Raw genomic sequence first — 24,163 nt, 5'->3', positions numbered from 1 at the left:
GAAGGAGCCGTGGCTGATCATCCTGGCGCTGATCGGGATCATGATGGTCGCGGGGATGTTCATCGACCTGCCGGCGGCGATCCTGCTGCTCGGGCCGATCTTCGTGCCGCTGGCCGAGACGATCGGGCTGGATCTGACGCAACTCGGTCTGGTGATGGTGCTGACGCTGGCCATCGGGCTGTATACCCCGCCGGTCGGGACGACGCTGTTCATCTCCAGTTCGATCGCCAACGTCTCGATCCTCAAGTCGTCGCGCGAACTGATTCCGTTCTATGTCGTCGCGCTGGCCACCGTTCTGTCCTTCGCCTTCATTCCGGCACTGACGTTGTAACCGACACCCTCCTGAACCGGGCCGCTTTCCGGGCCCGTTCCTGGCGATAAAGGCACACCACCTTTATCGCCGGTTTTCTTTTCGTCATACGCGCAAAACAGCTGCGAGTTGGGCCGCAAACCGCCCCGTTTCCTTGACGTGGCGAGGATGGTCCACCTAAACTCGCGGACCAAACTATTTTCAAGACCATCCATCAAGGGGGAATTCGATGAACAAGCTTTACACCGCTGCATTCGCCGTCACCGTCGCGGCAACAACCCTGACCTCACCCAGTCTGTACGCCGCCGACTACAAGGCGGAATACCGTCTCTCGACGGTCCTCGGCACGGCCTTCACCTGGGGCAAGGCCGGCGAGCGCTGGGCCGAGCTGATCAAGCAGAAGACCGACGGCCGCATCAACGTCAAGCAGTATCCCGGCACGAGCCTGGTCGGCGGCGACCAGACCCGCGAGTTCTCGGCGATCCGCCAGGGCGTCATCGACCTGGCGGTCGGTTCGTCGATCAACTGGTCACCGCAGGTCAAGCAGCTCAACCTGTTCTCGCTGCCCTTCCTCGTTCCCGATGCCAAGGGTCTCGACGCGCTGATCAAGGGCGAAGTCGGCAAGGACCTCTTCACCATTCTGGACAAGCAGGGCGTCGTTCCGCTGGCCTACGGCGAGAACGGCTTCCGCGAGATCTCCAACTCCAGGCAGCCGATCACCTCGCCGGCCGACCTCAAGGGGATGAAGATCCGCATCGTCGGTTCGCCGATCTTTATCGACTCCTTCACCGCGCTCGGCGCCAACCCCACGCAGATGAGCTGGGCCGATGCCCAGCCGGCGCTGGCAACCAAGGCTGTCGACGGTCAGGAGAACCCGCTGTCCGTCTTCAGCATCGCCAAGCTGCACACCCTCGGCCAGAATCACCTGACGCTGTGGGGCTACATGGCCGACCCGCTGATCTTCGTCGTCAGCAAGCAGGTATGGAAAACCTGGAGCGAAGCTGATCGCAAGGCGGTACGCGAAGCCGCCGAGCAAGCCGCCGCGGAAAATCTGGTGGCTGCGCGCAAGGGCATCACCCCCGGCGATGACGACCTGCTGAAAAGCATCGAGAAGAACGGCGTGACCATCACCCGTCTGGCCCCGGAACAGCGCAAGGCGTTCAAGGACGCGACACGCCCGGTGTTCGACAAGTGGACGGCAACGGTCGGCAAGGAACTGGTCAAGAAGGCCGAAACCGCGATCGCCAACGCCAGGTAATTCTCCGGCACGACAGGCACCTACCGGCGGACACCGAGTCACGGAGTCCGCCACCCCGGACGACCGCGCGGTCGTCCGGTCGTTTTCCGACCTTCCGCATCAAGGCTTACCCATGAAACCCTCAGGCCCCTCCCGACCGGCCCGGTTCGAGCGCGCCTTCGCCGCCGGCTGCATGGCCCTCCTCTGCCTCATCACCTTCGCCAACGTCCTGGTCCGCTACCTGACCAACGTCTCCTTCGCCTTCACCGAGGAAATCTCCGTATTCCTGCTGCTGGTGCTCACTCTGGTGGGATCGGTCACCGCCTTCGCCGAACGCCACCACGTGCGCATCACCCTGCTCGTCGACCTGCTGCCGGATGCAGGCAAGACGCTCTGCGCAGTGCTCGAATGGCTGGCCAACGTGGCCATGTTCGCCCTCCTGACCTGGACCGGCTACAAAATGGCCCTGGACGATTTCGAGTTCGAAGTCACTTCGCCCGGTCTGGGCCTGCCACAGTGGATCTACACCGCCTGGCTACCGCTGCTTTCGGCGCTGATCGTCGTCCGACTGTTCCTGTTCGCCATGTCACGACGGAAGAACGCCGAATGAACGCACTCCTTTTCATATCATTCTTCGTGCTCATGTTCGCTGGCGTGCCGCTCGGCGTCGCGATGGGACTTTCCGCCACGGCGGCAGTGTTCTTCGCCGACCTCGGATTGATGTCAGTCCCCACCAGCGTCTATACCGGTATCGCCAAGTACCCGCTGCTGGCGATTCCAGTGTTCATCCTCGCCGGGATGATTTTCGAGCGTTCCGGCGTCGCCCTGCGTCTCGTGCACTTCGCCACCGCCCTCGTCGGCAGGCGGCGTGGCGGCCTCGCCCTGGCGGCAGTGCTGGTGTGCATGGTGCTTGGCGGCATCTCCGGCTCCGGCCCCGCGGATGCGGCAGCGGTCGCCACGGTGATGATCCCCGGCATGGTCCGCGCCGGCTACCCCGCGGCGTTTTCCGCCAGCGTGATCGCCGCCGCCGGATCCACCGCCATCCTGATTCCGCCGTCGATCGTCTTCATCCTCTACAGCGTACTGGTGCCCGAAGCGTCCGTCCCCGCGCTGTTTGCCGCCGGGATGATTCCCGGCCTCCTGGCGGGCCTCGCGTTAGTCATACCGATCATGTGGATTTCGGCACGGCACGGCTTCGGCACGCTGGACAATCCCGACGATGCGCCACGCACCAGTTTCTGGCAGACGTTCAAGGATGCCATCTGGGGTTTGCTCGCCCCGGTGCTGATTCTCGGCGGCATGCGTTCCGGCATGTTCACCCCGACCGAGGCCGCCGTGGTTGCCGTGTTCTACGGCCTGTTCGTCGGACTGGTGGTCTACCGCACGTTGAACTGGGAGGCCATCTACGAGGTTCTGGCCGAAGCGGCGGAAGTTTCCGGGGTGATCCTGCTGATCATCGCCTTGGCCAGCGTATTCGCCTGGGCAGGCAGCACGCTAGGCGCCTTCGAAACACTCGGCTCGCTGCTGATCGGGATTTCCTCGAACGAAACCATCGTGCTCCTCGCCGTCACCGTGCTGCTGATGATCGCCGGGATGTTCCTAGACGCGGTCTCCATCCTGTTCATCTTCGTCCCCTTCCTGCTCCCGGTCATCATCCATTTCAAGTGGGACCCGGTGTGGTTCGGCATCATCCTGGCGATGAACATGGCAATCGGGCAATTCACCCCGCCAATGGCGATCAACCTGATGGTCACCAGCCGGATTGCCGGCATCCGCATCGAGGACACCGTACCCTGGGTGCTGTGGCTGGTCGGCGCAATGACCATTGCGTTGCTGCTGGTCACCTTCATTCCCGACCTCGCGCTGGCATTTCCGCGCATGCTGGGCTACCTGTCCTGATCAGGGGGGCGGCCCGCCGCCATGCGCGGGCCGCCCCTCGCCAGACACATATTCAACTCTTGAGCCATTTCTGGCGACAAATATTCTTTTCAAGAATATTCATATAGAAATTAAGTCGTTCAACGCCGGTCTATAGATTGGTACATTGCCGTCATTCTCCTCCCGCGGGCAGCACTGACCGCACCGCCGGAGGGGTTCCCGACCCATCGACCGGAGGACTCTCATGAACATCGCCAACAGCGTCACCGACCTCATCGGCAACACCCCGCTCGTCCGCATCAACCGCATCGCCGACGGGGCCGTCGCCACCATCGCCGCCAAGCTGGAATTCTTCAACCCCGCGCACAGCGTCAAGGACCGCATCGGCGAAGCGATGATCACCGCCGCCGAGCAGGCCGGCCTGATCAAGCCCGACACGATCCTCGTCGAACCGACCAGCGGCAATACCGGCATCGCCCTGGCGATGGTCGCTGCGGCGCGTGGCTACAAGCTGGTGCTGACCATGCCGGAGACGATGAGCAAGGAGCGCCGCGCCTTGCTGCGCGCCTTCGGCGCCGAGTTGATCCTCACTCCCGGGCCAGAAGGCATGGGCGGCGCGATCAAGCGCGCCGAGGAGCTGGCAGCATCTGATGCGCGCTACCTGCTACTGCAGCAATTCAAGAACCCCGCCAACCCGGAAGTTCATCGCAAGACGACGGCCGAAGAAATCTGGCGGGATACCGACGGACAAGTGGACATCCTGATTTCCGGTGTCGGTACCGGCGGCACGATCACCGGCATCGGCGAAGTGATCAAGGCACGCAAGCCGTCGTTCCGGGCCATCGCCGTCGAACCGGACGCCTCCCCGGTGCTCTCCGGCGGGCAGAAGGGGCCGCATCCGATCCAGGGGATCGGCGCCGGCTTCGTGCCGGACGTGCTGAATACGGCGATCTACGACGAGATCATCCGGGTCAAGGCCGACGATGCCTTGGCGACGGCACGCGCCGCGGCGCAAAAGGAAGGACTGCTGGTCGGCATTTCCTCGGGCGCCGCGCTGTGGGCGGCGATCGAGGTCGCCAGGCGGCCGGAGAATGCCGGCAAGCTGATCGTCGCGATCATTCCCTCGTTCGGCGAGCGCTACCTTTCCACGGCGCTGTTCGCCGGGCTCGTCGATTAACCCTGCGAAACCTGCGGATTGCCGGAAGCGAGCTGCCTGACGGCTCAGCTCCCGGCGATGCGCATCCCGTCGACCAGGATCGACCCGACGTGCCGGGAGCCGCGCACGAGGACATCGTTGCCCACCGCGACGATGCCCTGAAACATGTCGCGCAAATTGCCGGCGATGGTGATTTCCTCGACGGCATGGCGGATTTCGCCGCCCTCCACCCAGTATCCCGCTGCGCCGCGCGAATAGTCGCCGGTGACGTAATTGACCCCTTGGCCAAGCAACTCGGTGACCAGCAGACCGCGATCCATTCGCTTGATGAGGCCGAGAAAGTCGTCGTCGCCGGGCTGAACGATCAGGTTGTGGCAACCGCCCGAGTTGCCGGTCGTCTGCATGCCGAGCTTGCGCGCCGTATAGGTGCTGAGGAAGTAGCCCTGCAGCACGCCATCGACCACCACGTCGCGCTCGCGCGTCGCCACCCCGTCGTTATCGAACATGCTGCTCGCCAGCGCGCCGGGCAGATGCGGCCGCTCGCTGATCTGCAGCCACTCGGGGAACAGGCGCTGCCCCAGCGCATCGACCAGGAACGAGGTCTTGCGATACAGGCTGCCGCCGCTGACGGAATGTACAAAGTTGGCGATCAGCGATGCGGCAATCGGCGCCTCGAACAGCACCGGCGCCTTGCAGGTCTTTATTTTGCGCGAGCCAAGACGCGACAACGCACGCCGCGCCGCGTAATCGCCGATCTCCTCGGCCGACGCAATCCGCTCGGGGCTGCGCGAGGTCGAATACCAGTCGTCGCGCTGCATGTGCTCGTCCTTGCCGGCGATGACCGAACACGACAGGTAATGCCGCGACGTGGGATAGCCGCCCATGAAGCCCAGGCTGTTCGCCGCAATGAACTGTCCCTCCTGGATCGATACCGAAGCCCCCTCGGAGTTGGTGATTTCCGGGCTGACGTCGAACGCGGCCTGTTCGCAACGCCGCGCCAGTTCAGCCGCGTCATCGACCGACAACTGCCACGGGTGGTAGAGATCCAGATCGGAGAAGCCCTGCTCGCGGCTCGCCAGCAATCCGACTTCCGGCAATCCGGCGCAATCGTCTTCGGCGGTGAAGCGGGCGATGCTGAGCGCGGCTTCAACCGTCTCGCGCAACGCCGCTGCCGAAAAATCCGACGTGCTGGCGTGCCCCTTGCGCTGACCGAGATAAACGGTGACGCCGATGCCCTTGTCGCGGTTGTATTCGATCGTTTCGACCTCGCCGCAGCGAACGCTGACCGATTGTCCGAACCCTTCGGAGACATCGACCTCGCAGTCGCTGGCACCGGACTTCCGGGCATGGTTCAACACATCCTGGGCGTAGGAGCGCAACGTATCGAGCGAATGCGAGAACCTCGCGTCGGAGTGCGTCGGAGCGGCTTTTCGTGACATGGATAACGGAGCGGGTGGCAAAAACGCTATCATAACAGCCCGCGCCGCCCCTCCGCTGGCGCAGCCCCGCACCTTCAAACGACGCTGACAGCCCATGACCGACATCGACGACGAATCACAGCCGGAATCGCAACCGCTCTCCAAGACCCAACGCAAGCACGCGATGGAGGAACTGCAAGCGCTTGGGGAGGCGTTGGTCGCGCTGCCGGCCGACCGGCTGAAAAAGGTCGCGCTGCCCGATGACCTTCGCGACGCGCTCGTCACCGCGCAGCGCATGACGCGCCAGGACGAAGCGAAGCGACGCCAGATGCAATACATCGGCCGGCTGATGCGCTCCGCCGATACCGAACCGATCCGCGCCGCGCTGGCCGATGCCCGCGGCGAATCAGCCAGCGAGACCGCGCGCCTGCATCGACTGGAGAAACTGCGTGCCGCGCTACTGGAAGACGAAAAGATCCTGCAAAACATCGCCACCGATTACCCGGCGATCGACCTGCAGCACCTGCGCTCGCTTCGCCGCGCCGCCCTCAAGGAACAGGAACAGGGCAAGCCACCGCGCAACTTCCGGGCAATCTTCCAGCTGCTCAAGGATGCCGAGCAGCAAAGCTGACCGGCTATCCCGCGGACTGCTCGCGATAGAGTCCGATGTCGAAATCGACGCCGGACTCTTCGAGTTCAACCGGCGCCAGTTGATACCTCTGCGTATCGACGACGAACTCAACCACCTGGCGGACATCGAAACTGCCGCGCGGCAGGACCAGCCGCCACGCTCCGCCGGGATTTTCGTCGCGCAGCCAGATTGCGGGGACGGCCTCGGCAGCGAGAAGCCCGGACGCCCGCGGACGCAACTCGATGCTGCGCGCTTTCCGTGACAGGGTCTGAATACCGATGCTGGCAGTACCCTCCGGCGACATGTGGCAACGGCGGACCATGCCCACTACCCAGTTGTCACCACCTTCCGGCTGGATGCATAGCAGCGTGCCGATCTTGAGGCACTCTCCGAGTGTGCCGGTTTCCGCGCAGAACCCGCCCAGACTGACGTTCTCGACCACCCAGCTTGCAGCCCCGCGCTCCGTCGCCAGACGGGCAACATCGCCGGCGAATACGGTCAGACAGTCGGACAAGCCTTGCAGTACGGCGATGCGCGTCTTCACCGGATGCCGAACGTGCTCGCGCTGCGGCGGCATCGGTGACCAGTAGAGCGCCAGGTGCCGCAACACTTTCAGCAATGAAGGCGCCGGATACTCGCCGCCAAGGTTAAGCTCCGGCGGCACGGAACCGCGCTCGACGACATGGATCAGATCGCCGAGCGCTTGCGGCACGGTTCCCGGCGAAAAGAAGCGCAACGAGGCGGCAGGCTGGGCAGGCAGCCGGGCCAGCCGCGTCGGTGGCAGACCGGCATCGGCATCGACCCAGTACACGCTGCCCGGCACACACTCGCCGGAGAACTGGAAACCGGGAAGAAAATGCGCGATCAGCCGGTCCGCCAGTTCGATTTCCTGGGGCAGCAAGGCATTCATCGACGACGAGGCGCGCAGCAACACTTGCAGATACTGCTGCGCGATGCTGGTCATGCCGATGGCGCCGGGATAGAGCTGCACCGGTTTCTGGGCAACCCCCGCCGCGTCCGCGAGCAGGTAGGGACGGCCGACACCGCACCACATGTCCTCGCCGGCCGTACCGTAACGGAAGTCGATCCATTTCAACTGGGCCGAACGGGCGGCGAGCAGGCGTACCCCCGCGAGAGGAAGGCTTGCCTTCAGTGCCTCGCAGCCCTTGTCCGACGGATGCTGCCGGTAACGATCGAGGCAGCGCGCGTACAAGCCGGCGACTTCGCCCCAATAGTTGTAACACAGGTTCCACAGACGCCGTTCCTCGCTCTTCGACAGCCGCGCCGACTGCAGGTAATCCCTGGACAAGCGCCGCAAATGCTGCTGCGCGGCCTCGTCCAGTCGGCTGACGACCTCGAACAGTTGATCCAGCCGGAAGTCGTCCGCCAGGCGCAGCGATTCGAACCAGCCGAAAACCTCATCAACCGCCTTCACCGGGTCAACAGGCAACTCGGCAAGAACGCGTTTGAATTCCTTGACGTCCCCCAGCGGATGGTTCGGACGCGACGAAAAGAAATTGAGGATCATGAAACCTCGCCTTGCCGGGCGGCCTCGCCGGCGATGGAAGATGAACGGATATCCCGGGAGTATAAAACGATTGGCCGCCGCTGCAAGCTGCGGAATGAGCGGCTCATATCGGAGGCTGCGGAATGAGCGGCTCATATCGGAGGCTGCGGAATGAGCGGCTCATATCGGAGGCTGCGGAATGAGCGGCTCATATCGGAGGCTGCGGCCATCATTTACAATGCCGACTTCGTTTTCGCTCCCGCTCCACGATGAAACCCTATCTCGACCTGATGCGCCATGTTTCCGACCACGGCGCTGGGAAATCGGACCGCACCGGAACCGGCACCCGCTCCGTGTTCGGCTGGCAGATGCGCTTCGACCTCGGCGCGGGCTTTCCGCTGCTCACGACGAAGAAACTGCATCTGCGCTCGATCATCCACGAACTCCTCTGGTTCCTGCAGGGCGACACCAACATCCGCTACCTGAAAGAGAACGGCGTGCGCATCTGGGACGAATGGGCCGACGAGAATGGCGACCTGGGTCCGGTCTACGGGCACCAGTGGCGCCACTGGAAGACGCCCGACGGGAGGGAGATCGACCAGATTACCCAGCTCGTCGCAGGCCTGAAGAAGAATCCCGATTCCCGCCGCCACATCGTCACCGCCTGGAATCCGTCCGACGTCGACCGCATGGCGTTGCCGCCCTGCCACGCGCTCTTCCAGTTCTACGTCGCCGACGGAAAACTCTCCTGCCAGCTCTACCAGCGCAGCGCGGACATCTTCCTCGGCGTGCCGTTCAACATCGCCTCCTACGCACTGCTTACCCTGATGCTGGCGCAGGTCTGCGGCTACCAGCCGGGCGACTTCGTGCACACCCTCGGCGACGCGCACCTCTACAGCAACCACCTGGAGCAGGTCCAGCTTCAGCTCACCCGCGAGCCGCGCGCGCTGCCGACCATGCGCCTGAACCCCGAGGTCAGGGACATCTTCGCCTTCCGCTTCGAAGACTTCACGCTCGAAGGCTACGATCCGCACCCGCACATCGCTGCGCCGGTGGCGGTATAAAACCACCCGAAACAGGCAAGGTTGGGTAGCGGCACGCGACAAAACCTCCTTCAGCCATCACACGCAGCCGGCTTGATCCAGGCCCCGTGCCGGGCGGCCAACGAATCCGCTTCTTGCGGCCCCCAGCTGCCCCGTGGATAGGAGATCGCCGGAGAGTGCCGATGCAACACCGGCTCGACAACGGCCCAGGCGGCCTCGACGGCATCCTGCCGGATAAACAGGGCGCCGTTCCCTGCCATCGCCTCGGTCAGCAGCCGTTCGTACGGTGATGCCTCACCCAACCTTTCATTCTGCAAGTAAAGTTCGCGTTGCTCGCCAACGAATTCCTCGCCGGCTTTCTTGACCCGTGCGGCAAGAGCGACGGCAGCCCCCGGCGCAATACGGAAACGCAGGTAATTGGAACAACCATCCTGGCCGGCGCTATCTTCAAACAGCCGTTGCGGGGGACACTTCAGGTTCACCACGACTTCCGCCACCGTGTCGGCAAGCGATTTCCCTGCACGAAGAAACCACGGCACGCCAGCCCACCGCCACGAGTCGATCTGCATCCGCAAGGCACAAAAAGTTTCGACATCCGAATCCGGAGCAACGCCAGGTTCCTCACGATACCCCGCGTACTGGCCCCGCACGAGATCGCCGGGATCAATCGGGCGCATCGCGTGAAACACGTCGGCCGTTTTGTCCTGCACTGCGCCGTAGCCACGATAGGCCGGCGCCTCCATCGCCAACAACGCGACAATCTGGAACATGTGGTTCTGAACGACGTCACGCAAACAACCCGCCGTTTCATAGAAGGCCCCGCGCCCCTCGACGCCGAAGCGCTCGGAGAGCGTGATTGACACGCTATGTATGTAATTCCGGTTCCAGATCGGTTCAAGAAACGAGTTGGCAAACCGGAAGTACAAGATGTTCATGATCGCTTCCTTGCCCAGGTAGTGATCGATGCGGAAGATCGAGCTTTCTCGAAAAACGGAGAGCGCTATCCGGTTGAGCTCGCGCGCCGAGGCGAGATCCCGACCAAAGGGTTTCTCGACGATAAGCCGCGCACCATCGCCCAGACCAGATGCGCCGAGTGCCGAAATGACGGTCTCGAACATGGCGGGCGGAATGGCAAGATAGTGCGCCGGACTCCTCGCACCCGGCAACGCGGCTCGAATTGCCGCAAAGGTGCGCGCATCGGCATAGTCACCACCGACGAAACGAAACAGACCAAGCAAGCGTTCAAGCGCAGTCGAATCGTCGACGCCGCCATGCGCCGTGAGACTCTCGCCTATTCTTTCGCGCACACGGGCTTCGCTCCATTTGGCGGAAGCGACCCCGACGACAGGCACGCTCAATGCACCGTTCTTCACCATCGCATAGAGCGCTGGAAACAATTTTTTGTACGCCAGATCCCCTGTCGCTCCGAACAGTACCAGCGCGTCCGACGTTGGCGGAAGGGTGGCAGTCATTTGCTCGTCCATGCTTTTTTCTTCCCTTTTCAAAACTGCGAAACCGTCATCACTTCGCCATGCCGACAGGCAGATCGGCAGGATCCAGATGAATAAGAACATCGACACCGACGACAGGGCAGACCGCACTTGCCGGAATGGCATGGCCGCTGAACCAGCCCGTCAGCGCACATCGTTTGGATGCCCCCTCAACCAGAAAGAGGACCTTCCTGGCCCGACTCAAGCGAGCGGCGCTCAAGCTGACACGATGCGCAGGAGGTTTCGGTGCATTGCAGACCGGCAGCACGTCGGCCGAGCACTCGCCCGTGCCCCAGTCGTTGCCGGGGAACAGACTCGCGGTATGTCCGTCTTCCCCCAACCCGAGCAACACCAGATCGAAATCGCCCACTCCCTGCAAATCCCGGGCATAGGCCGCCGCCGCAAACTGCAGCCCGGCGCCCGCATTGATGACATGGATATTCGCAGCTGGAATCGGCACGTGGTCCAGCAAGGCGATGCCGGCCATCCGCGAATTTCGCTCGGCGTTTTCATCCGGCAAACAACGTTCGTCGCCAAAGTAGATATGCCAATTTTTCCAGTCTGCAGATAACCTGCGTAGCGATTCGTAGATCGTACGCGGCGTACTGCCACCGGCCAGTACGAAATCGAAATGACCACGGGCACGAATCGCCTCTTCCGCCACAGACAGAATGTCATCCAGCGCACGCTGACGGAAATCCTCTCCGTCCTTCGAAACGTCCCATCGGCATAGTTGCTCAACAGTCATGATCCGACTCCGGGAAAGATCAGACATTATCGGAAATCAAGCGCCATTTTCCCGATTCGTTTCGAATTTTCCAATTGCGCACGCCCTGGGTAACGATGCCAGAAAATTGCCGGGCAGGAACGTGCTTTTCCGGAACACGAATCGCCAGTAAACTTGCCGCATGCTACGCAATGCGGCCAAGCGGAGACAACGCCTACGGCCGACTACGCCATGCAAGTCCCGCACTCGCCGGGAGCGCGCAACACAAAGCACTTGCATGAAGCGAGTGTAGCCCTTTATCCAAGCTCGAAAACGCAATAGCTGTCAGAGGAGAACAACCATGTTGTCATTAATCGCCGCCGTCGCTCGCAATCGGGTCATCGGCAAGGACAACCAGTTGCTCTGGCACCTCCCCGGCGACATGCGCCACTTCCGCGAAACGACGCGCGGCAAGCCGGTCATCATGGGACGGAAGACCTGGGAATCGCTGCCGGAAAAATTCCGCCCGCTACCCGGCCGGCAGAACATCGTGATCAGCCGCAATCCGGCGTATGCCGCTCCCGGCGCCACGTTGGCCGCATCGCTCGAAGACGCACTGAAACTGGTGGAGACCTCGGACGAGGCCTTCGTCATCGGCGGCGCCGACCTCTACCGCCAGGCACTACCGTTCGCCGAATGTCTCTACCTGACGGAACTCACGGCGGATTTCGAGGGTGACACCAGCTTCCCCGAGGTACCGCCGACGGATTGGAAAGAGACATCACGTAGCCAGCTCGCAGAAGAAAACGGACTAGCCTACGCCTTCGTTGTCTATCAGCGTGCAAAGTAACGCCTCCTGACCGGCTCTTGCCCCTGAAGAGACACTTACCGTTTCGACGCTCCTGCGGCGGGTTTCTGGTTTCTGAGTTGAGCAGTCGTACAAGACGAGGGCTGAACTCACATTACCCGGCCAAAGCCGACTTCCAGCCTTGGCATGAAGTCAGTCAGCCTTTCGATTATTACCGGCGATTCAGCAATGAATAACCCATGTCGCGAGTTTGGGAAGCAACGTCCTGCTGTCTCTCAGAACACCGACCGGATCATCGTCAGGAGACCGTTCTCGACGGGCCCGGGGCGTGTCGGAGGAAGGCTCTGCGCCTGAAGCCGAGGGCTCAAATACTGAAAATGCCACGAGCGGCATTCTTCATTACCCAAGGGACCATTTCTCATCTCTTGGTGAATTTTTATCATGCGCGGAGCTTGTATCGACAGGCTATGATTCACGCTTAAGCATGTTAGTGATGTCTGTCTGAAATACCAAGGTTGCAGCGAGAGATCGCTCAACACGCACATACGAAAGGATCCACAATGAATTTTCAAACCGGAGTTGGCCAGCGGACTGCCGTTGTCACAGGATGTGCCTCGCCTCGCGGAATCGGTTTTGCCGTAGCACGCCGATATGCTCAAGAAGGATGGGCGGTCGCAATGCTCGATATCGATGAAGCAGCCCTGAAGATTGCCGCAGAGAAAGTGAAATCCGAGTTCGGTCAACCCGTCCTTGCAATGCACTGCAACATCGGGGACAAGACGTCGGTCGATGCAGCGGCTCAAGCCGTCAAGGAATCAAACATGCCCCCGGTCGGTGCCATTGCCAACGTGGCCGGCATTGCCTCCCCATCGTCTTTCCTGGAACTCTCCCTGGAAGAATGGAACCGGGTCTACGCCGTTAACTGCACTGGTTCGTTCCTCGTCTGCCAGGCTTTCATCCCGCAGATGATCGCAGGCGGCTACGGACGCATCATCAACATGTCCTCTGTCACCGCGCAGCACGGCGGGGGTGTGTTTTCGAAGACCTCCTACGCGGCAGCGAAGGCGGGCGTTATCGGCCTGACGCGTGGTCTGGCCCGGGAATTCGCACAATACGGCATCACCGCAAACGCGATCTGCCCAGGAGTTGTCGATACCGACATTCGCGTGGGTACGACACCTGAAACCGAGGCGAAGCTGGCCGAGGCGGTCCCGATGAAACGCCAGTGCAAGCCCGAAGAGATCGCGGCACTGTACGTATGGCTTTCCAGTGCGGACGCCGGATACATCACCGGGACGGCGCAGAACATCAACGGCGGGGCTTACATAGCATAACCCGGCTCCAGGACTCGAACAGATCGGTCGCCGTCCGGAAGGTTTCAGGGAAAGCCGGACCTCCTGACATCTTCTGAACAGGGAACGCAAACGGCAGGAGTTGGCCGACTCCTGCCGGATTCCCCAGCAGAACATCCTGCAAGTCAGCAGCCCGATTTCGCCTGCTCAGGCCCGATGGGACCACCCGACCAGACCCTTTGGAATCAAGCGGCCAATCGGGGAGAAATTCCGCAATCAGCGAACGCAATCGACGTAGTACGTCGCCTTGCCGTTCACCACTTCCTTGACGAGGCCGTGAATGTCGGTCTCGAAGCCGGGGAACTGCTCGTTGAAGTGCTGCGCGAACTTGAGGTAGCGCACGATCGTCGCGTTGAAGCGCTCGCCGGGAATCAGCAGCGGGATGCCCGGCGGATACGGAGTGAGCAGGATGCTGGTGATCCGTCCTTCGAGTTCGTCGATCGGCACCCGGTCAATCTCGCGGTGCGCCATCTTGGCGAAGGCGTCTGTCGGCTTCATCGCCGGCACCATGTCCGACAAGTACATCTCGGTGGTCAGGCGCGCCACGTCGTTGACCGCGTAGACGCCGTGAATCAGATGACACAGATCCTTCAGGCCGATGCGCTCGTAGCACGGATGCTTCTGTACGAACTCCGGCAACACCTTCCACAGCGGCTGATTCTTGTCGAAATCGTCCTTGAACTGCTGCAGTTCGGTGACCATGGTGTTCCAGCGGCCCTTGGTGATACCGATGGTAAACATGATGAAGAATGAGTAGAGGCCGCACTTCTCGACGATGACCCCATGCTCGGCAAGGTACTTGGTGACGATCGCCGCCGGGATGCCGCGCTCGGAAAAGGCGCCGTCGACATCCAGCCCCGGGGTGATCACCGTCGCCTTGATCGGATCGAGCATGTTGAAGCCTTCGGACAGCTGCTGGAAGCCGTGCCAGCGCTCACCGGGTTTCAGCATCCACGCCTCACGCTCCTCGATGCCTTCCTCGGACAAGTCGTCCGGCCCCCACACCTTGAACCACCAGTCGCCGCCCCATTCCTCGTTGATCTTGCGCATCGCGCGGCGGAAATCGAGCGCCTCGGCGATCGACTCCTCGACCAGCGCCGTGCCCGACGGCTCCTCCATCATCGCCGCCGCCACATCGCACGAGGCAATGATCGAGTACTGCGGCGACGTCGAGGTATGCATCAGGTAGGCTTCGTTGAAGATGCTGCGGTCGAGCTCGCGCTCCTCCGAGTTCTGCACCAGAATCTGCGACGCCTGCGACAGGCCGGCCAGCAGCTTGTGCGTCGATTGCGTGGCGAAGACCATCGACTCCTTGCAGCGCGGCCGGTCGGCACCGATCGCGTGGTAGTCGCCGTAGAAGTCGTGGAAGGCCGCGTGCGGCAGCCAGGCTTCGTCGAAGTGCAGCGTGTCGATCTTGCCGTCGAGTTCGTCCTTGATGTCCTCGACGTTGTAGAGAATGCCGTCGTAGGTCGACTGGGTGATCGTCAGCACGCGCGGCTTGGCGCTCTTGTCCTTGGCGAACGGGTTGGCGGCGATTTTCTTCTGGATGTTTTCCCAGGAAAACTCCGACTTCGGAATCGGCCCGATGATGCCGTAGTTGTTGCGCGTCGGCATCAGGAACACCGGGATCGCGCCGGTCATGATGATCGAGTGCAGCACCGACTTGTGGCAGTTGCGATCGACGACGACGATGTCGCCCGGCGCAACGGTCGAATGCCAGACGATCTTGTTCGACGTCGAGGTGCCGTTGGTGACGAAGTACAGGTGATCGCAGTTGAAGATGCGCGCGGCGTTGCGCTCGGATGCCGCCACCGGCCCGGTGTGGTCGAGCAATTGACCAAGCTCCTCCACCGCGTTGCAGACGTCGGCACGCAGCATGTTCTCGCCGAAAAACTGGTGGAACATCTGGCCGACCGGCGACTTCAAGAAAGCCACACCGCCCGAATGCCCGGGGCAGTGCCACGAGTACGAACCGTCCGCGGCGTAATGCGTCAGCGCGCGGAAGAAGGGAGGCGCCAACGAATCGAGGTACGCCTTCGCTTCGCGCTTGATGCTTCGGGCGATGAACTCCGGCGTGTCTTCGTACATATGGATGAAGCCGTGCAGTTCGCGCAGCACGTCGTTCGGGATGTGCCGCGAGGTGCGCGTCTCGCCGTGCAGGAAGATCGGGATCTCGCGGTTGCGGTGGCGGATCTCGGCGACGAAGGTACGTAGTTCAGCCAGCGTCTCCTCGGGCTCCAGCGCCAGTTCCTCGTCATCGATCGACAGAATGAACGCGCTCGCGCGCGACTGTTGCTGGGCGAACGACGCCAGATCCCCGTAGCTCGTGACGCCGAGCACTTCGAGTCCTTCCTTTTCCATCGCCGCCGCCAGAGCGCGGATACCCAAGCCGCTGGCGTTTTCCGAGCGGAAGTCCTCGTCGATGATGATGACCGGGAAATGAAAGCGCATGGCTTTATCCTTCAAAAAGCAGCGACCCGCCGCAGCGGGTCAGAAAACAGGACGAAAAAAAGACGAAAGTAGTGCAGGCTCAGATTTTCGGCAGCGTCACGCCGACCTGCCCCTGGTACTTGCCGCCGCGGTCCTTGTACGAGGTCTCGCAGATCTCGTCGGACTCGAAGAACAGCACCTGGGCGCAGCCTTCGCCGGCGTAGATCTTTGCCGGCAGCGGCGTGGTATTGGAAAACTCCAGCGTCACGAACCCTTCCCACTCGGGTTCGAATGGCGTGACGTTGACGATGATGCCGCAGCGGGCGTAGGTGCTTTTGCCGAGACACACGGTCAGCACGCTGCGCGGGATACGGAAATATTCGACGGTACGGGCCAACGCAAAGGAATTCGGCGGAATCACGCAACAGCCCTTGCCCGAGACCTCGACGAACGACTGCGGATCGAAGGCCTTCGGATCGACGATCGTCGAATTGATGTTGGTGAACACCCGGAACTCGTCGGCGCAGCGGATATCGTAGCCATAGCTCGACGTGCCGTAGGAGACGATCTTCTGGCCGGCAATATCGCGCACCAGGTCGGGCTCGAACGGCTCGATCATGCCGTGCTGCTCCGCCATGCGGCGAATCCACTTGTCGGACTTGATGGACATTGGCTGACTACCCTGGAGCGGTAAATAAAGGCGGCTATTTTACGGTTTCCGGACCCTCGTGGGGAAACCTTCGAGACACCCTGGTTTCGCCTTTCGGATCAGCCAGTTGCAAAACTGCAGCGCGGGGCATCGAAGCGGGGGATTTCGCCTGCTCCGCGCCGATCAGAGATAGTCGTCCAGATGCGACAGCGAGTCGATGAAAACTACTCGCCCGGCGATTTCCTCGGGCACGCCATCACGACCGTGCAAGGAAAATACGTGCATGCCCGCCGCCACCCCGGCAACGAGCCCGGGAATGCTGTCTTCCACCACTGCACAATGCTCCGGCACATGCCCCAAGGCCCGCGCTGCGGCCAGGAAGAGGCCGGGATCCGGCTTGAAACAGCCCTCGTCGTAGGCGCTGAAGATCCGCTCGCCGACCAGCGGCAGCAGTCCGGTCAGTTCGAGGGTAAGCAGCACTTTTTCCCGCGGGCCGTTGGTCGCGACGCCGAAAGGAATTTCCAGGCGACTGAGCAGAGCGAACGCCCCGGGAATTTCCCGGAGGTTCTCCCGGAATCGCTGCGCGATGGTCGCCCGGTACCGCCGGGTGAACTCGACCTCGAAATCCTCGGGCTTGTCCCTGACCTGCGCACCGATCCAGCTGGCGATATCCGCCATGCGGCCACCACGGAAACGCGCGTGCGCCTCGGTGCGACTCAGGGTCAATCCAGCGGCGACGGCCATTTCGTGGAGCGCGTCCATCCCCGGAACCTCACTGTCGACCAGCGTCCCGTCACTATCGAAAATTACGGCGCGAATATCTTTCTGCATGGGCAAAAACGCAGTTCCCTTGGGTGACAAGGTTCATCACCAGGTCAGCTTGTGAAGAATATGGACGGCTGCGCTTATATCCCGACGACACGATGTTGGCAACCACTTCGCTTGTTGCCAGGAGCACCCGCGTTGCCCGGACTACGCCCGCAGCACCCGCAGCCCGTTCGCAACGACCAGCAAACTCGCCCCCATGTCGGCGAAGACGGCCATCCACAAGGTGCCCATGCCGGCGACTGCCAATACCATGAAGACGGCCTTGATGCCGAGCGCCAGCGCGATGTTCTGCGCCAGAATGCGGCGGGTCGTGCGCGAAAGGCGGATGAAGCGGGCGATTTTGCCGAGGTCGTCGTCCATCAGCGCGACGTCGGCGGTTTCGATCGCGGTGTCCGTTCCCGCCGCCCCCATGGCGAAGCCGATATCGGCGCGGGCCAGCGCCGGCGCGTCGTTGATGCCATCGCCGACCATGCCGACCTTGCCGCGTTCGGCGTAGCGGGCGACGGCGCGCAACTTGTCCTCGGGCAGCAGATCGCCCTGTACCTCGTCGATACCCGCCTGGGCGGCAATCAGCCGGGCCGTATGGAGGTTGTCGCCAGTCAACATCACCGTCCGCACGCCGAGCGCGTGCAGGGCCTGCACGGCTTCGCTGCTCCCCGCGCGGATGGTGTCGGCAACGGCAAAAAGCACGAACACCCGCACCCCGTCGGTGAGCAACAGTACGGTCTTGCCTTGGCCTTCGAGGGCATCGATCTGCGCCTCCAGCGCATCCGAGCAGACGCCGAGTTCGTGAATCAGCCGATGATTGCCGAGGGTATAACTCACACCGTCAACGGTTCCGGTGACGCCGCGACCGGGGAGCGCGGAAAAATCAGCGACAGCCGGCAGTGCCCCCGCACCTCCTTTGAAGCCAGCCACGAGCGCGCGCGACACCGGATGATCGGAGCGCGCGGCAAGCGCGACGGCGATGTGCACCGGGTCCGTTTTCTCCGCGGCTGTTTCGAGCCGGATCGTATCGGTGAGCGACGGTTTCCCGTTGGTGACGGTGCCGGTCTTGTCCAGCGCCAGCCAGGCAAGGTCGTGCGCGCCTTCGAGATGCGCGCCGCCCTTGACCAGGATGCCGTGCCGCGCCGCTGCGGTCAGTGCGCTGACGACGGTAACCGGCGTCGAAATGACCAGCGCGCACGGGCAGGCAATCACCAGCAACACCAGCGCCTTGTAGATCCACGCCGCCCACTCGCCGCCGAACAGCAACGGCGGCACAACCGCCAGCAGCAGCGCCAGGCCCACGACCGCCGGTGTGTAGCGCGCGGCGAAGCGGTCGATGAAGCGCTGGGTCGGCGCGCGGGAGGCCTGCGCTTTTTCCACCGCGTGGATGATCCGGGCCAGCGTCGACTCAGTCGCCCGTGCAGTGACGGTGAACTCCAGTTCGCCCGTCGCATTGATCGTTCCGGCAAACACGGTATCGCCCGGCGCCTTGTCTACCGGCAGGCTTTCCCCGGTGATCGGCGCCTGGTCGACGGAGGATCGGCCGGCAGTGACGACGCCATCGAGCGCGATACGTTCGCCCGGACGCACCCGCACCAGGGCGCCGATGGCGATGTCGCCGCAGGGCAACTCGACCCAGCGCCCGTCGGGCTGACGCACCGTGGCGCGTTCCGGCGCGAGTTGCAGCAGGCCGCGAATGGCGCGACGCGCGCGTTCCAGCGAGCGCGCCTCGATCCGCTCGGCCAGCGCGAACAACACCATGACCATCGCCGCTTCCGGCCATTGCTGCAGCAGCACCGCCCCGGTGACCGCCAGGCTCATCAGCGCGTTGATGTTCAACGAGCCGTGGCGCAGGGCAATCCAGCCCTTGCGGTAGGTTCCAGTTCCACACGCAGCAATCGCCGCCAGCGCGAGCAGCGCCGCCAGCCATTCAGGCAAGGCGAGCCAGTGCACGATTTCCGCGCCGAGCGCGGCGATGCCGCCCAGCGCCAACGGCCACCATGCCTCCTCCCCGTCATCTGGCGTTGCGGCATTGCCTAGCGCACCATCCGACGCCTTGGACAACACCTCGCCCACCATGCCCAATTCGCGAATCGCGGCTTCGATGCGCGGCAACGCGCCTTCGGCGTGAACCACGGTCAGCACCCGCTGCATCAGGTCGAACTGCAGGCGATGCACCTCCGGACAATCGGCCAGCTTGCGGCGGATCATCGCCTCCTCGGTCGGACAGTCCATTTGCGCGATGCGCAGGCGGCTGAGCAGGTAGCCATCCGGGGTGGGGCCAGGATCGTCCGCGCTCGGCGCAGGACGACCTGCGTCGCCGTCGCCACAGGCGGCGTGCTCATGGCAGCAATGACAAGCGTGGTCTTCCGATTTCTCTGACACGACAGAACTCCATTTTTCTCGACGACTGGCCGATTGCACACCCTGAAGCTACTATAGGGTCAAGCCCCATCAGGAGAGATCATGAAAATCGGAGAACTTGCCCGCCTCGCCCAATGCACCGTCGAAACGGTACGCTACTACGAGAAAGCCGGACTCCTGCCGCCCCCGGGGCGCACCGGAGCGAACTACCGCCAGTACGGGGAGGCGCATGTCGCCCGGTTGCGTTTCATCCGCAATTGCCGCGCGCTGGATATGACCCACGACGAAGTCCGCGCCCTGCTCGGACTGGTCGACCAGCCGGCGAACGACTGCGGCGGCGTCAACCGCGTACTCGACGAACACATCGCGCACGTCGAAGTGCGCTTCAAGGAACTGAAACAACTCAAGCAGCAACTCGTCGCCCTGCGCCAGTCGTGCCACGGCGAGCAGCCGGTCATCACCTGCGGCATCGTCCAGGGATTGACGACGATGGAAACCGAAACAAGGAACCAGCGTCAAACGCACCTCGGTTAGTAGCCTCAAAGGCACAGGCGGCCGTACAACAAAAAATTTTCACGAGGTTTTGACGACAGCGTCGCCTCATCCTTTTCGGAGAACATGGGTGTCCTCCCCCGCACAAGATACGCACAGCCTTGCCCTGCGCCAGATTTCCCGACGCTTCGGCCGTCACCCCGGGTGGACCACCCTGATCATCGTCGCCGGGGTCTTGCAGACAGTGGTGACCATCCTCTTCGCCGGCCTGCTGGCGCACGTGCTGCATGCGCTGATCATCACCGGACACCCCTTTGATGAACTGACACACGACTGGTGGATGATTCTCGCCTGTGTCGTTTTCCGCTCCCTGGCCGGCGTCGTGCGCGAGGAAGGCGGCATCCGCATCTCGCTCGCCGTACGCGGCACGGTGCGTGAAGCACTCGTCGACACGCTGTACAACCTCGGCCCCGCCTGGCGCGAACGCCAGCAGGCGGGCAGCCTGAGCACCGCGCTGCTGGAACAGGTGGAAGCGCTCGACGGCTATTTCGCCCGCTACCGCCCGCAACAGTGGTTCGCCGTGCTCACGCCGCTGATGATCGTCGCCACGCTGGTGCCCTCGAGCTGGGCGGCCGCGGGCATCCTGCTGCTGACGGCGCCGCTGATTCCCGTGTTCATGATCCTCGTCGGCTGGAGCGCACGGCAACGACAGACCGAACAGCTGCAAGCGTTGCAACGGATGAGCGGGCACTACCTCGACCTGATCCGCGGGCTACCCACCCTGCGCCTGCTCGACGCCCACCAGCGCCTTGCGGGCGAGGTCGAAAAGGTCGGCGACGAATTTCGCTGGCGGACCATGCGCGTCCTTCGGCTGGCATTTCTTTCCGGCGCGGTGCTGGAATTCTTCGCCTCGATCGCCATTGCGCTCTCGGCGGTTTACTTCGGCCTGACGCTGCTGGGCCGCCTCGATTTCGGCCTGTACGGCCACCCGCTGGATCTCGAACTGGCGCTGTTTGCCCTGCTCCTGGCCCCCGAGTTCTACCAGCCTCTGCGCGACCTCGGCACGCACTACCACGCCCGCGCCGAAGCGCTTGCTGCGGCCGGAGAACTGCAAACAATCCTGAACGCGGAGTCATTGCAGCCTGCCGGCGGCGACACCCGAATCGGCAACGGCGCACCCGCGTTGAATCTCGACCGGATCACGTTCGCTCATCGTGAAGGCGAAACAGTGTTGAGAGAATGCTCGCTGCAAGTACAGGCCGGCGAAGCGGTCGCCATTCGCGGACCGAGCGGCGGAGGGAAGACCACCCTGCTGCGACTCCTGCTCGGCCAGTTGCGCACGCAGGACGGCGATGTGCTGATCGACGGCCGGTCGATCGAAGACATCGATCTCGTCGCCTGGCGCGAGCGTATTGCCTGGATGAGCCAGCATCCACGCCTGATGGCCGACTCGCTGGCGGCCAATCTGCGCGTGGCCCGCAGCGACGCGACCGAAGCCGAGCTGCGCGAGTCGCTGACCTTCGCCGGTTTGGGAGGCTGGTTCGCCGACCTCCGCGACGGCCTCGCCACCCGCCTCGGCGAAGGTGGTCGCCAACTCTCCGGCGGGCAGCTGCGCCGGCTCGCGCTGGCGCGGGCTCGCTTGCGCCGCGCCGATGTGCTCCTGCTCGACGAACCGACCGCCAGTCTCGACGCGGAAACCGAAGAGGCGGTCATCGAGCGCATCGCCGAGCTGCGCCGTGGCCGCACGCTGGTTTTGTTGACGCACCGCGCGGCGCCGCTGCGCATCGTCGACCGCGTACTCGATCTCGAGAACGGACGCCTCTGCGCCCACAGCGATGAAGCCGAAGACATGTCGAAACACACCAACGCAGGGATCGCCGCATGAAGCTGAACGAAGGGTTGCGGGCATTGCGCCCGTTCGTCACCCGCCTTTCCGGCGCTGGAAACTGGCTCGCACTCGGGCTGCTGCTCGGCGTCCTCACCCTGATCGGCAACCTCGGCCTGCTCGGTCTTTCCGGCGCCTTTCTCACCGGCGCGGCAATTGCCGGACTGGCGCCCACCACCGCAGCGCTGTTCAACTTTTTCCTGCCCGGCGCCGGCGTCCGCTTTTTCGCCATGCTGCGCACGCTCAGCCGCTGGAGCGAACGCGTCGTGACGCACGAAGGAACGTTCCGCCTGCTCGCCGGCCTGCGCGTCTGGCTATACCGTCACCTGGCGCTGCTTTCTCCGCGCCAGATCGCCGGCCACCACGGCGGCGAGACGCTTAACCGATTGGTGCGCGATATCGACGCGCTCGACAATCTCTATCCGCGCCTGATCCTGCCGGCCCTGTCGGCCGCACTCGTTTTCGGCCTCGTGGCCGTGACCTTCGCTTCCACCGTTCCCGCGCTGACCTGGCTTCCTGTGCTGCTGATCGTTCTCGCGCTGCTGGTCCTGCCGTTGCTCGGCTGGCGGGCAGGCCGCACCGTTCTGCCGGAACAGGTAAAAGGGCGCGCCACCCTGCGGACGCACCTGCTCGACTGCAGTGAAGGCATGGAGGATTTCTCCCTGCACGCCGACGCCTGGGCAAACCAGCGTGGGCGCACTCTGGCCCGCAGCGCGCACTGGCTCTCACTCCAGGGCCGCAGCGGACGACGCGCCGCGATCCTGCGCGCCGCCACGGCCATCACCGTCGGCCTGTGCGCCTGGGGCGCACTCGGCCTGCTGGCCGAACTCCCTGACGGCAGCCGTCCCGAAGGCCCCTGGCTGGCAGCGCTCGTCTTTCTTCTGCTCGCGTGCAGCGAGGCGCTGCTCCCGCTGGTCAATGCCGCGCTCGACCTGCCGGGAACCGCGGCGGCCGCGCAACGCATAGAAGCGATCGCCGGCCAGCCGCCTGTGCCGCACTACGTCACAAAAGGGCCAACGCCGCGCGACGGCAGCATCGAGATACGCTCGCTCAGCTTCGCCTGGGACAGCCACACGCCGATCTTCAACGGCTTCGACCTTTCCGTCCGCTCCGGCGAACACCTGCTCCTGCAGGGCGCCAGCGGCGGCGGAAAAAGCACCCTGATCCAGTTGCTCACCCGCTTCGAAGACCCGCAGGGCGGAACGATCCATGTCGGCGGCGTCCCGCTGGCGGACCTCGACGAAGGCTCCCTGCGCCGACAGATCGCCTGCGTCGGCCAGCACACCTGGGCCAAGACCGGAACCCTCGCCGACAACCTTCGTCTGGCCGCCCCCACCGTATCAGAGGAAAAAATGTGCGACGTCCTGGTACTGGTCGGACTCGAGCCGGGAATACAGGGCTGGTCGGGCGGTCTCGAAACCTGGATCGAGGAAGGCGGCACCAGCCTCTCCGGCGGACAACGCCGACGCCTCGCCATCGCCCGCGCATTGCTGCGCCAGGCCCCGATCACGATCCTCGACGAACCGAGCGAAGGCCTCGACCCGGTCGCGGAAGCAGCGCTGATCTCTCGGATCACCGCCCACCTGCAGGACCGCACACTCCTCTGGATCAGCCACCGGGACGGTTTCGAAACTGCATTCAACCGCGTGGTCCGGATCGGAGCATAGGAGCACAGCAACGAGCGGCTCCTGAACATGTTGCAAACCGCCGAGATACAGCAAGCAGTATCGGAATTGCGGAGGAAAAAGAAAGAACGCCACACCAATGTGTACTAATTCTTATAAAAATTAGTACACATTGGTGTGCATCAGGCTTGAGCAACTCGGCTACGCAAATATGCCGCCGACGACCTTGGTTGACCAAAATCCGCCTACAAAGACCTGACAGCAAAGCCAAATCGGCATAGGGGGCAGCCCTTATAGGCTGCGCCCCTGCCACACCACCCGGCATGCGGGTCCGCACCGGGCGGTTCGAGAAGTTGAGGTCATGAG

At 63.2% G+C, this 24,163-nt stretch carries 20 protein-coding genes; 12 read left to right on the top strand and 8 right to left on the bottom strand.

The window, feature by feature from the left end; genetic code table 11:
• From BO74_RS15770 to cysK, 5 genes are all read left to right on the top strand, one after another.
• Window positions 1-331 (top strand): TRAP transporter large permease subunit (locus BO74_RS15770; RefSeq protein ID WP_496443445.1); only part of this gene is annotated, 331 nt, incomplete at its 5' end.
• 208 nt (window positions 332-539) lie between these two features.
• Entirely contained in the window at window positions 540-1,568 is a 1,029-nt protein-coding gene (locus tag BO74_RS15765) for a DctP family TRAP transporter solute-binding subunit (protein ID WP_496443443.1), read from the top strand.
• Between the two features lie 112 nt (window positions 1,569-1,680).
• A complete protein-coding gene (locus BO74_RS15760; RefSeq protein ID WP_496443441.1) occupies window positions 1,681-2,157 on the top strand; it encodes a TRAP transporter small permease in 477 nt (158 codons plus the stop codon).
• Window positions 2,154-3,446: a TRAP transporter large permease gene (locus BO74_RS15755; RefSeq protein WP_496443439.1), complete on the top strand. Its 1,293-nt coding sequence runs from the start codon at window positions 2,154-2,156 to the stop codon at window positions 3,444-3,446. Before BO74_RS15760 ends, BO74_RS15755 begins: the two co-directional genes overlap by 4 nt.
• 223 nt (window positions 3,447-3,669) lie before the next feature.
• Window positions 3,670-4,602 (top strand): cysteine synthase A, encoded by a 933-nt coding sequence (cysK, locus tag BO74_RS15750; protein WP_496443437.1) that lies wholly within the window; start codon window positions 3,670-3,672, stop codon window positions 4,600-4,602.
• Between the two features lie 44 nt (window positions 4,603-4,646).
• On the opposite strand, the gene pmbA is transcribed toward cysK, so the two are convergent.
• Window positions 4,647-6,020: a metalloprotease PmbA gene (gene pmbA / locus BO74_RS15745; RefSeq protein WP_496443435.1), complete on the bottom strand. Its 1,374-nt coding sequence runs from the start codon at window positions 6,018-6,020 to the stop codon at window positions 4,647-4,649.
• Window positions 6,021-6,114: 94 nt separating this feature from the next.
• Between pmbA and yjgA the strand changes: the two genes are divergently transcribed.
• Window positions 6,115-6,630, top strand: coding sequence for a ribosome biogenesis factor YjgA (yjgA, locus tag BO74_RS15740; protein WP_496443433.1), 516 nt, complete (start codon window positions 6,115-6,117; stop codon window positions 6,628-6,630).
• Between the two features lie 4 nt (window positions 6,631-6,634).
• On the opposite strand, the gene BO74_RS15735 is transcribed toward yjgA, so the two are convergent.
• Complete coding sequence (locus tag BO74_RS15735; protein WP_496443431.1) at window positions 6,635-8,158, bottom strand: cyclic-di-GMP receptor FimW-related protein; 1,524 nt, start codon at window positions 8,156-8,158, stop codon at window positions 6,635-6,637.
• A gap of 248 nt (window positions 8,159-8,406) precedes the next feature.
• Here BO74_RS15735 and BO74_RS15730 point away from each other — a divergent pair, with 248 nt between their 5' ends.
• Window positions 8,407-9,201 carry a thymidylate synthase gene (locus tag BO74_RS15730; protein WP_496443429.1) on the top strand — a complete coding sequence of 265 codons (795 nt, stop codon included), beginning with the start codon at window positions 8,407-8,409 and terminating at the stop codon, window positions 9,199-9,201.
• Window positions 9,202-9,251: 50 nt separating this feature from the next.
• Here BO74_RS15730 and zwf read toward each other — a convergent pair whose 3' ends face one another.
• Both zwf and pgl read right to left on the bottom strand, forming a co-directional pair.
• Window positions 9,252-10,754, bottom strand: a complete 1,503-nt coding sequence (gene zwf, locus BO74_RS15725; protein WP_496443427.1) for a glucose-6-phosphate dehydrogenase — start codon at window positions 10,752-10,754, stop codon at window positions 9,252-9,254.
• Window positions 10,702-11,418 carry a 6-phosphogluconolactonase gene (pgl, locus tag BO74_RS15720; RefSeq protein WP_496443425.1) on the bottom strand — a complete coding sequence of 239 codons (717 nt, stop codon included), beginning with the start codon at window positions 11,416-11,418 and terminating at the stop codon, window positions 10,702-10,704. Before pgl ends, zwf begins: the two co-directional genes overlap by 53 nt.
• Window positions 11,419-11,737: 319 nt before the next feature.
• On the opposite strand from pgl, the gene BO74_RS15715 reads away from it, so the two are divergent.
• Together BO74_RS15715 and BO74_RS15710 are read left to right on the top strand one after the other, a co-directional pair.
• Window positions 11,738-12,226 carry a dihydrofolate reductase gene (locus BO74_RS15715; protein WP_496443423.1) on the top strand — a complete coding sequence of 163 codons (489 nt, stop codon included), beginning with the start codon at window positions 11,738-11,740 and terminating at the stop codon, window positions 12,224-12,226.
• A gap of 518 nt (window positions 12,227-12,744) precedes the next feature.
• Complete coding sequence (locus BO74_RS15710; RefSeq protein ID WP_496443421.1) at window positions 12,745-13,518, top strand: SDR family NAD(P)-dependent oxidoreductase; 774 nt, start codon at window positions 12,745-12,747, stop codon at window positions 13,516-13,518.
• A gap of 234 nt (window positions 13,519-13,752) precedes the next feature.
• Here BO74_RS15710 and BO74_RS15705 read toward each other — a convergent pair whose 3' ends face one another.
• From BO74_RS15705 to BO74_RS15690, 4 genes are all read right to left on the bottom strand, one after another.
• Complete coding sequence (locus BO74_RS15705; RefSeq protein ID WP_496443419.1) at window positions 13,753-15,987, bottom strand: Orn/Lys/Arg family decarboxylase; 2,235 nt, start codon at window positions 15,985-15,987, stop codon at window positions 13,753-13,755.
• Between the two features lie 79 nt (window positions 15,988-16,066).
• Window positions 16,067-16,636, bottom strand: coding sequence for a dCTP deaminase (gene dcd / locus BO74_RS15700; RefSeq protein WP_496443417.1), 570 nt, complete (start codon window positions 16,634-16,636; stop codon window positions 16,067-16,069).
• Window positions 16,637-16,798: 162 nt separating this feature from the next.
• The gene (locus BO74_RS15695) at window positions 16,799-17,446 is read right to left on the bottom strand and encodes an HAD family hydrolase (RefSeq protein WP_496443415.1); all 648 of its coding nucleotides are present in this window, start codon (window positions 17,444-17,446) and stop codon (window positions 16,799-16,801) included.
• A gap of 141 nt (window positions 17,447-17,587) precedes the next feature.
• Window positions 17,588-19,816, bottom strand: coding sequence for a heavy metal translocating P-type ATPase (locus tag BO74_RS15690; RefSeq protein WP_496443413.1), 2,229 nt, complete (start codon window positions 19,814-19,816; stop codon window positions 17,588-17,590).
• An 81-nt stretch (window positions 19,817-19,897) separates the two neighbouring features.
• Between BO74_RS15690 and cadR the strand changes: the two genes are divergently transcribed.
• The 3 genes from cadR to cydC all read left to right on the top strand — a co-directional run bounded on the left by cadR (window position 19,898) and on the right by cydC (window position 23,839).
• Window positions 19,898-20,329 carry a Cd(II)/Pb(II)-responsive transcriptional regulator gene (cadR, locus tag BO74_RS15685; protein ID WP_496443411.1) on the top strand — a complete coding sequence of 144 codons (432 nt, stop codon included), beginning with the start codon at window positions 19,898-19,900 and terminating at the stop codon, window positions 20,327-20,329.
• A gap of 88 nt (window positions 20,330-20,417) precedes the next feature.
• Window positions 20,418-22,172, top strand: coding sequence for a thiol reductant ABC exporter subunit CydD (gene cydD, locus BO74_RS15680; protein WP_496443409.1), 1,755 nt, complete (start codon window positions 20,418-20,420; stop codon window positions 22,170-22,172).
• Window positions 22,169-23,839: a thiol reductant ABC exporter subunit CydC gene (gene cydC / locus BO74_RS15675; RefSeq protein WP_496443407.1), complete on the top strand. Its 1,671-nt coding sequence runs from the start codon at window positions 22,169-22,171 to the stop codon at window positions 23,837-23,839. The genes cydD and cydC overlap by 4 nt, the downstream gene beginning before the upstream one ends.
• Window positions 23,840-24,163: the final 324 nt, after the last annotated feature.

This window comes from Propionivibrio pelophilus DSM 12018, from assembly GCF_059569095.1.
This window is presented reverse-complemented; position numbering and strand designations above follow the sequence as displayed.

What these genes read in the sequence shown, in the direction of transcription:
- BO74_RS15765 (WP_496443443.1), top strand. Translation starts at nt 540, where the DNA reads ATGAACAAGCTTTACACCGCTGCATTCGCCGTCACCGTCGCGGCAACA.
- BO74_RS15760 (WP_496443441.1), top strand. Translation starts at nt 1,681, where the DNA reads ATGAAACCCTCAGGCCCCTCCCGACCGGCCCGGTTCGAGCGCGCCTTC.
- BO74_RS15755 (WP_496443439.1), top strand. Translation starts at nt 2,154, where the DNA reads ATGAACGCACTCCTTTTCATATCATTCTTCGTGCTCATGTTCGCTGGC.
- cysK (WP_496443437.1), top strand. Translation starts at nt 3,670, where the DNA reads ATGAACATCGCCAACAGCGTCACCGACCTCATCGGCAACACCCCGCTC.
- pmbA (WP_496443435.1), bottom strand. Translation starts at nt 6,020, where the DNA reads ATGTCACGAAAAGCCGCTCCGACGCACTCCGACGCGAGGTTCTCGCAT.
- yjgA (WP_496443433.1), top strand. Translation starts at nt 6,115, where the DNA reads ATGACCGACATCGACGACGAATCACAGCCGGAATCGCAACCGCTCTCC.
- BO74_RS15735 (WP_496443431.1), bottom strand. Translation starts at nt 8,158, where the DNA reads ATGATCCTCAATTTCTTTTCGTCGCGTCCGAACCATCCGCTGGGGGAC.
- BO74_RS15730 (WP_496443429.1), top strand. Translation starts at nt 8,407, where the DNA reads ATGAAACCCTATCTCGACCTGATGCGCCATGTTTCCGACCACGGCGCT.
- zwf (WP_496443427.1), bottom strand. Translation starts at nt 10,754, where the DNA reads ATGTTCTTATTCATCTGGATCCTGCCGATCTGCCTGTCGGCATGGCGA.
- pgl (WP_496443425.1), bottom strand. Translation starts at nt 11,418, where the DNA reads ATGACTGTTGAGCAACTATGCCGATGGGACGTTTCGAAGGACGGAGAG.
- BO74_RS15715 (WP_496443423.1), top strand. Translation starts at nt 11,738, where the DNA reads ATGTTGTCATTAATCGCCGCCGTCGCTCGCAATCGGGTCATCGGCAAG.
- BO74_RS15710 (WP_496443421.1), top strand. Translation starts at nt 12,745, where the DNA reads ATGAATTTTCAAACCGGAGTTGGCCAGCGGACTGCCGTTGTCACAGGA.
- BO74_RS15705 (WP_496443419.1), bottom strand. Translation starts at nt 15,987, where the DNA reads ATGCGCTTTCATTTCCCGGTCATCATCATCGACGAGGACTTCCGCTCG.
- dcd (WP_496443417.1), bottom strand. Translation starts at nt 16,636, where the DNA reads ATGTCCATCAAGTCCGACAAGTGGATTCGCCGCATGGCGGAGCAGCAC.
- BO74_RS15695 (WP_496443415.1), bottom strand. Translation starts at nt 17,446, where the DNA reads ATGCAGAAAGATATTCGCGCCGTAATTTTCGATAGTGACGGGACGCTG.
- cadR (WP_496443411.1), top strand. Translation starts at nt 19,898, where the DNA reads ATGAAAATCGGAGAACTTGCCCGCCTCGCCCAATGCACCGTCGAAACG.
- cydC (WP_496443407.1), top strand. Translation starts at nt 22,169, where the DNA reads ATGAAGCTGAACGAAGGGTTGCGGGCATTGCGCCCGTTCGTCACCCGC.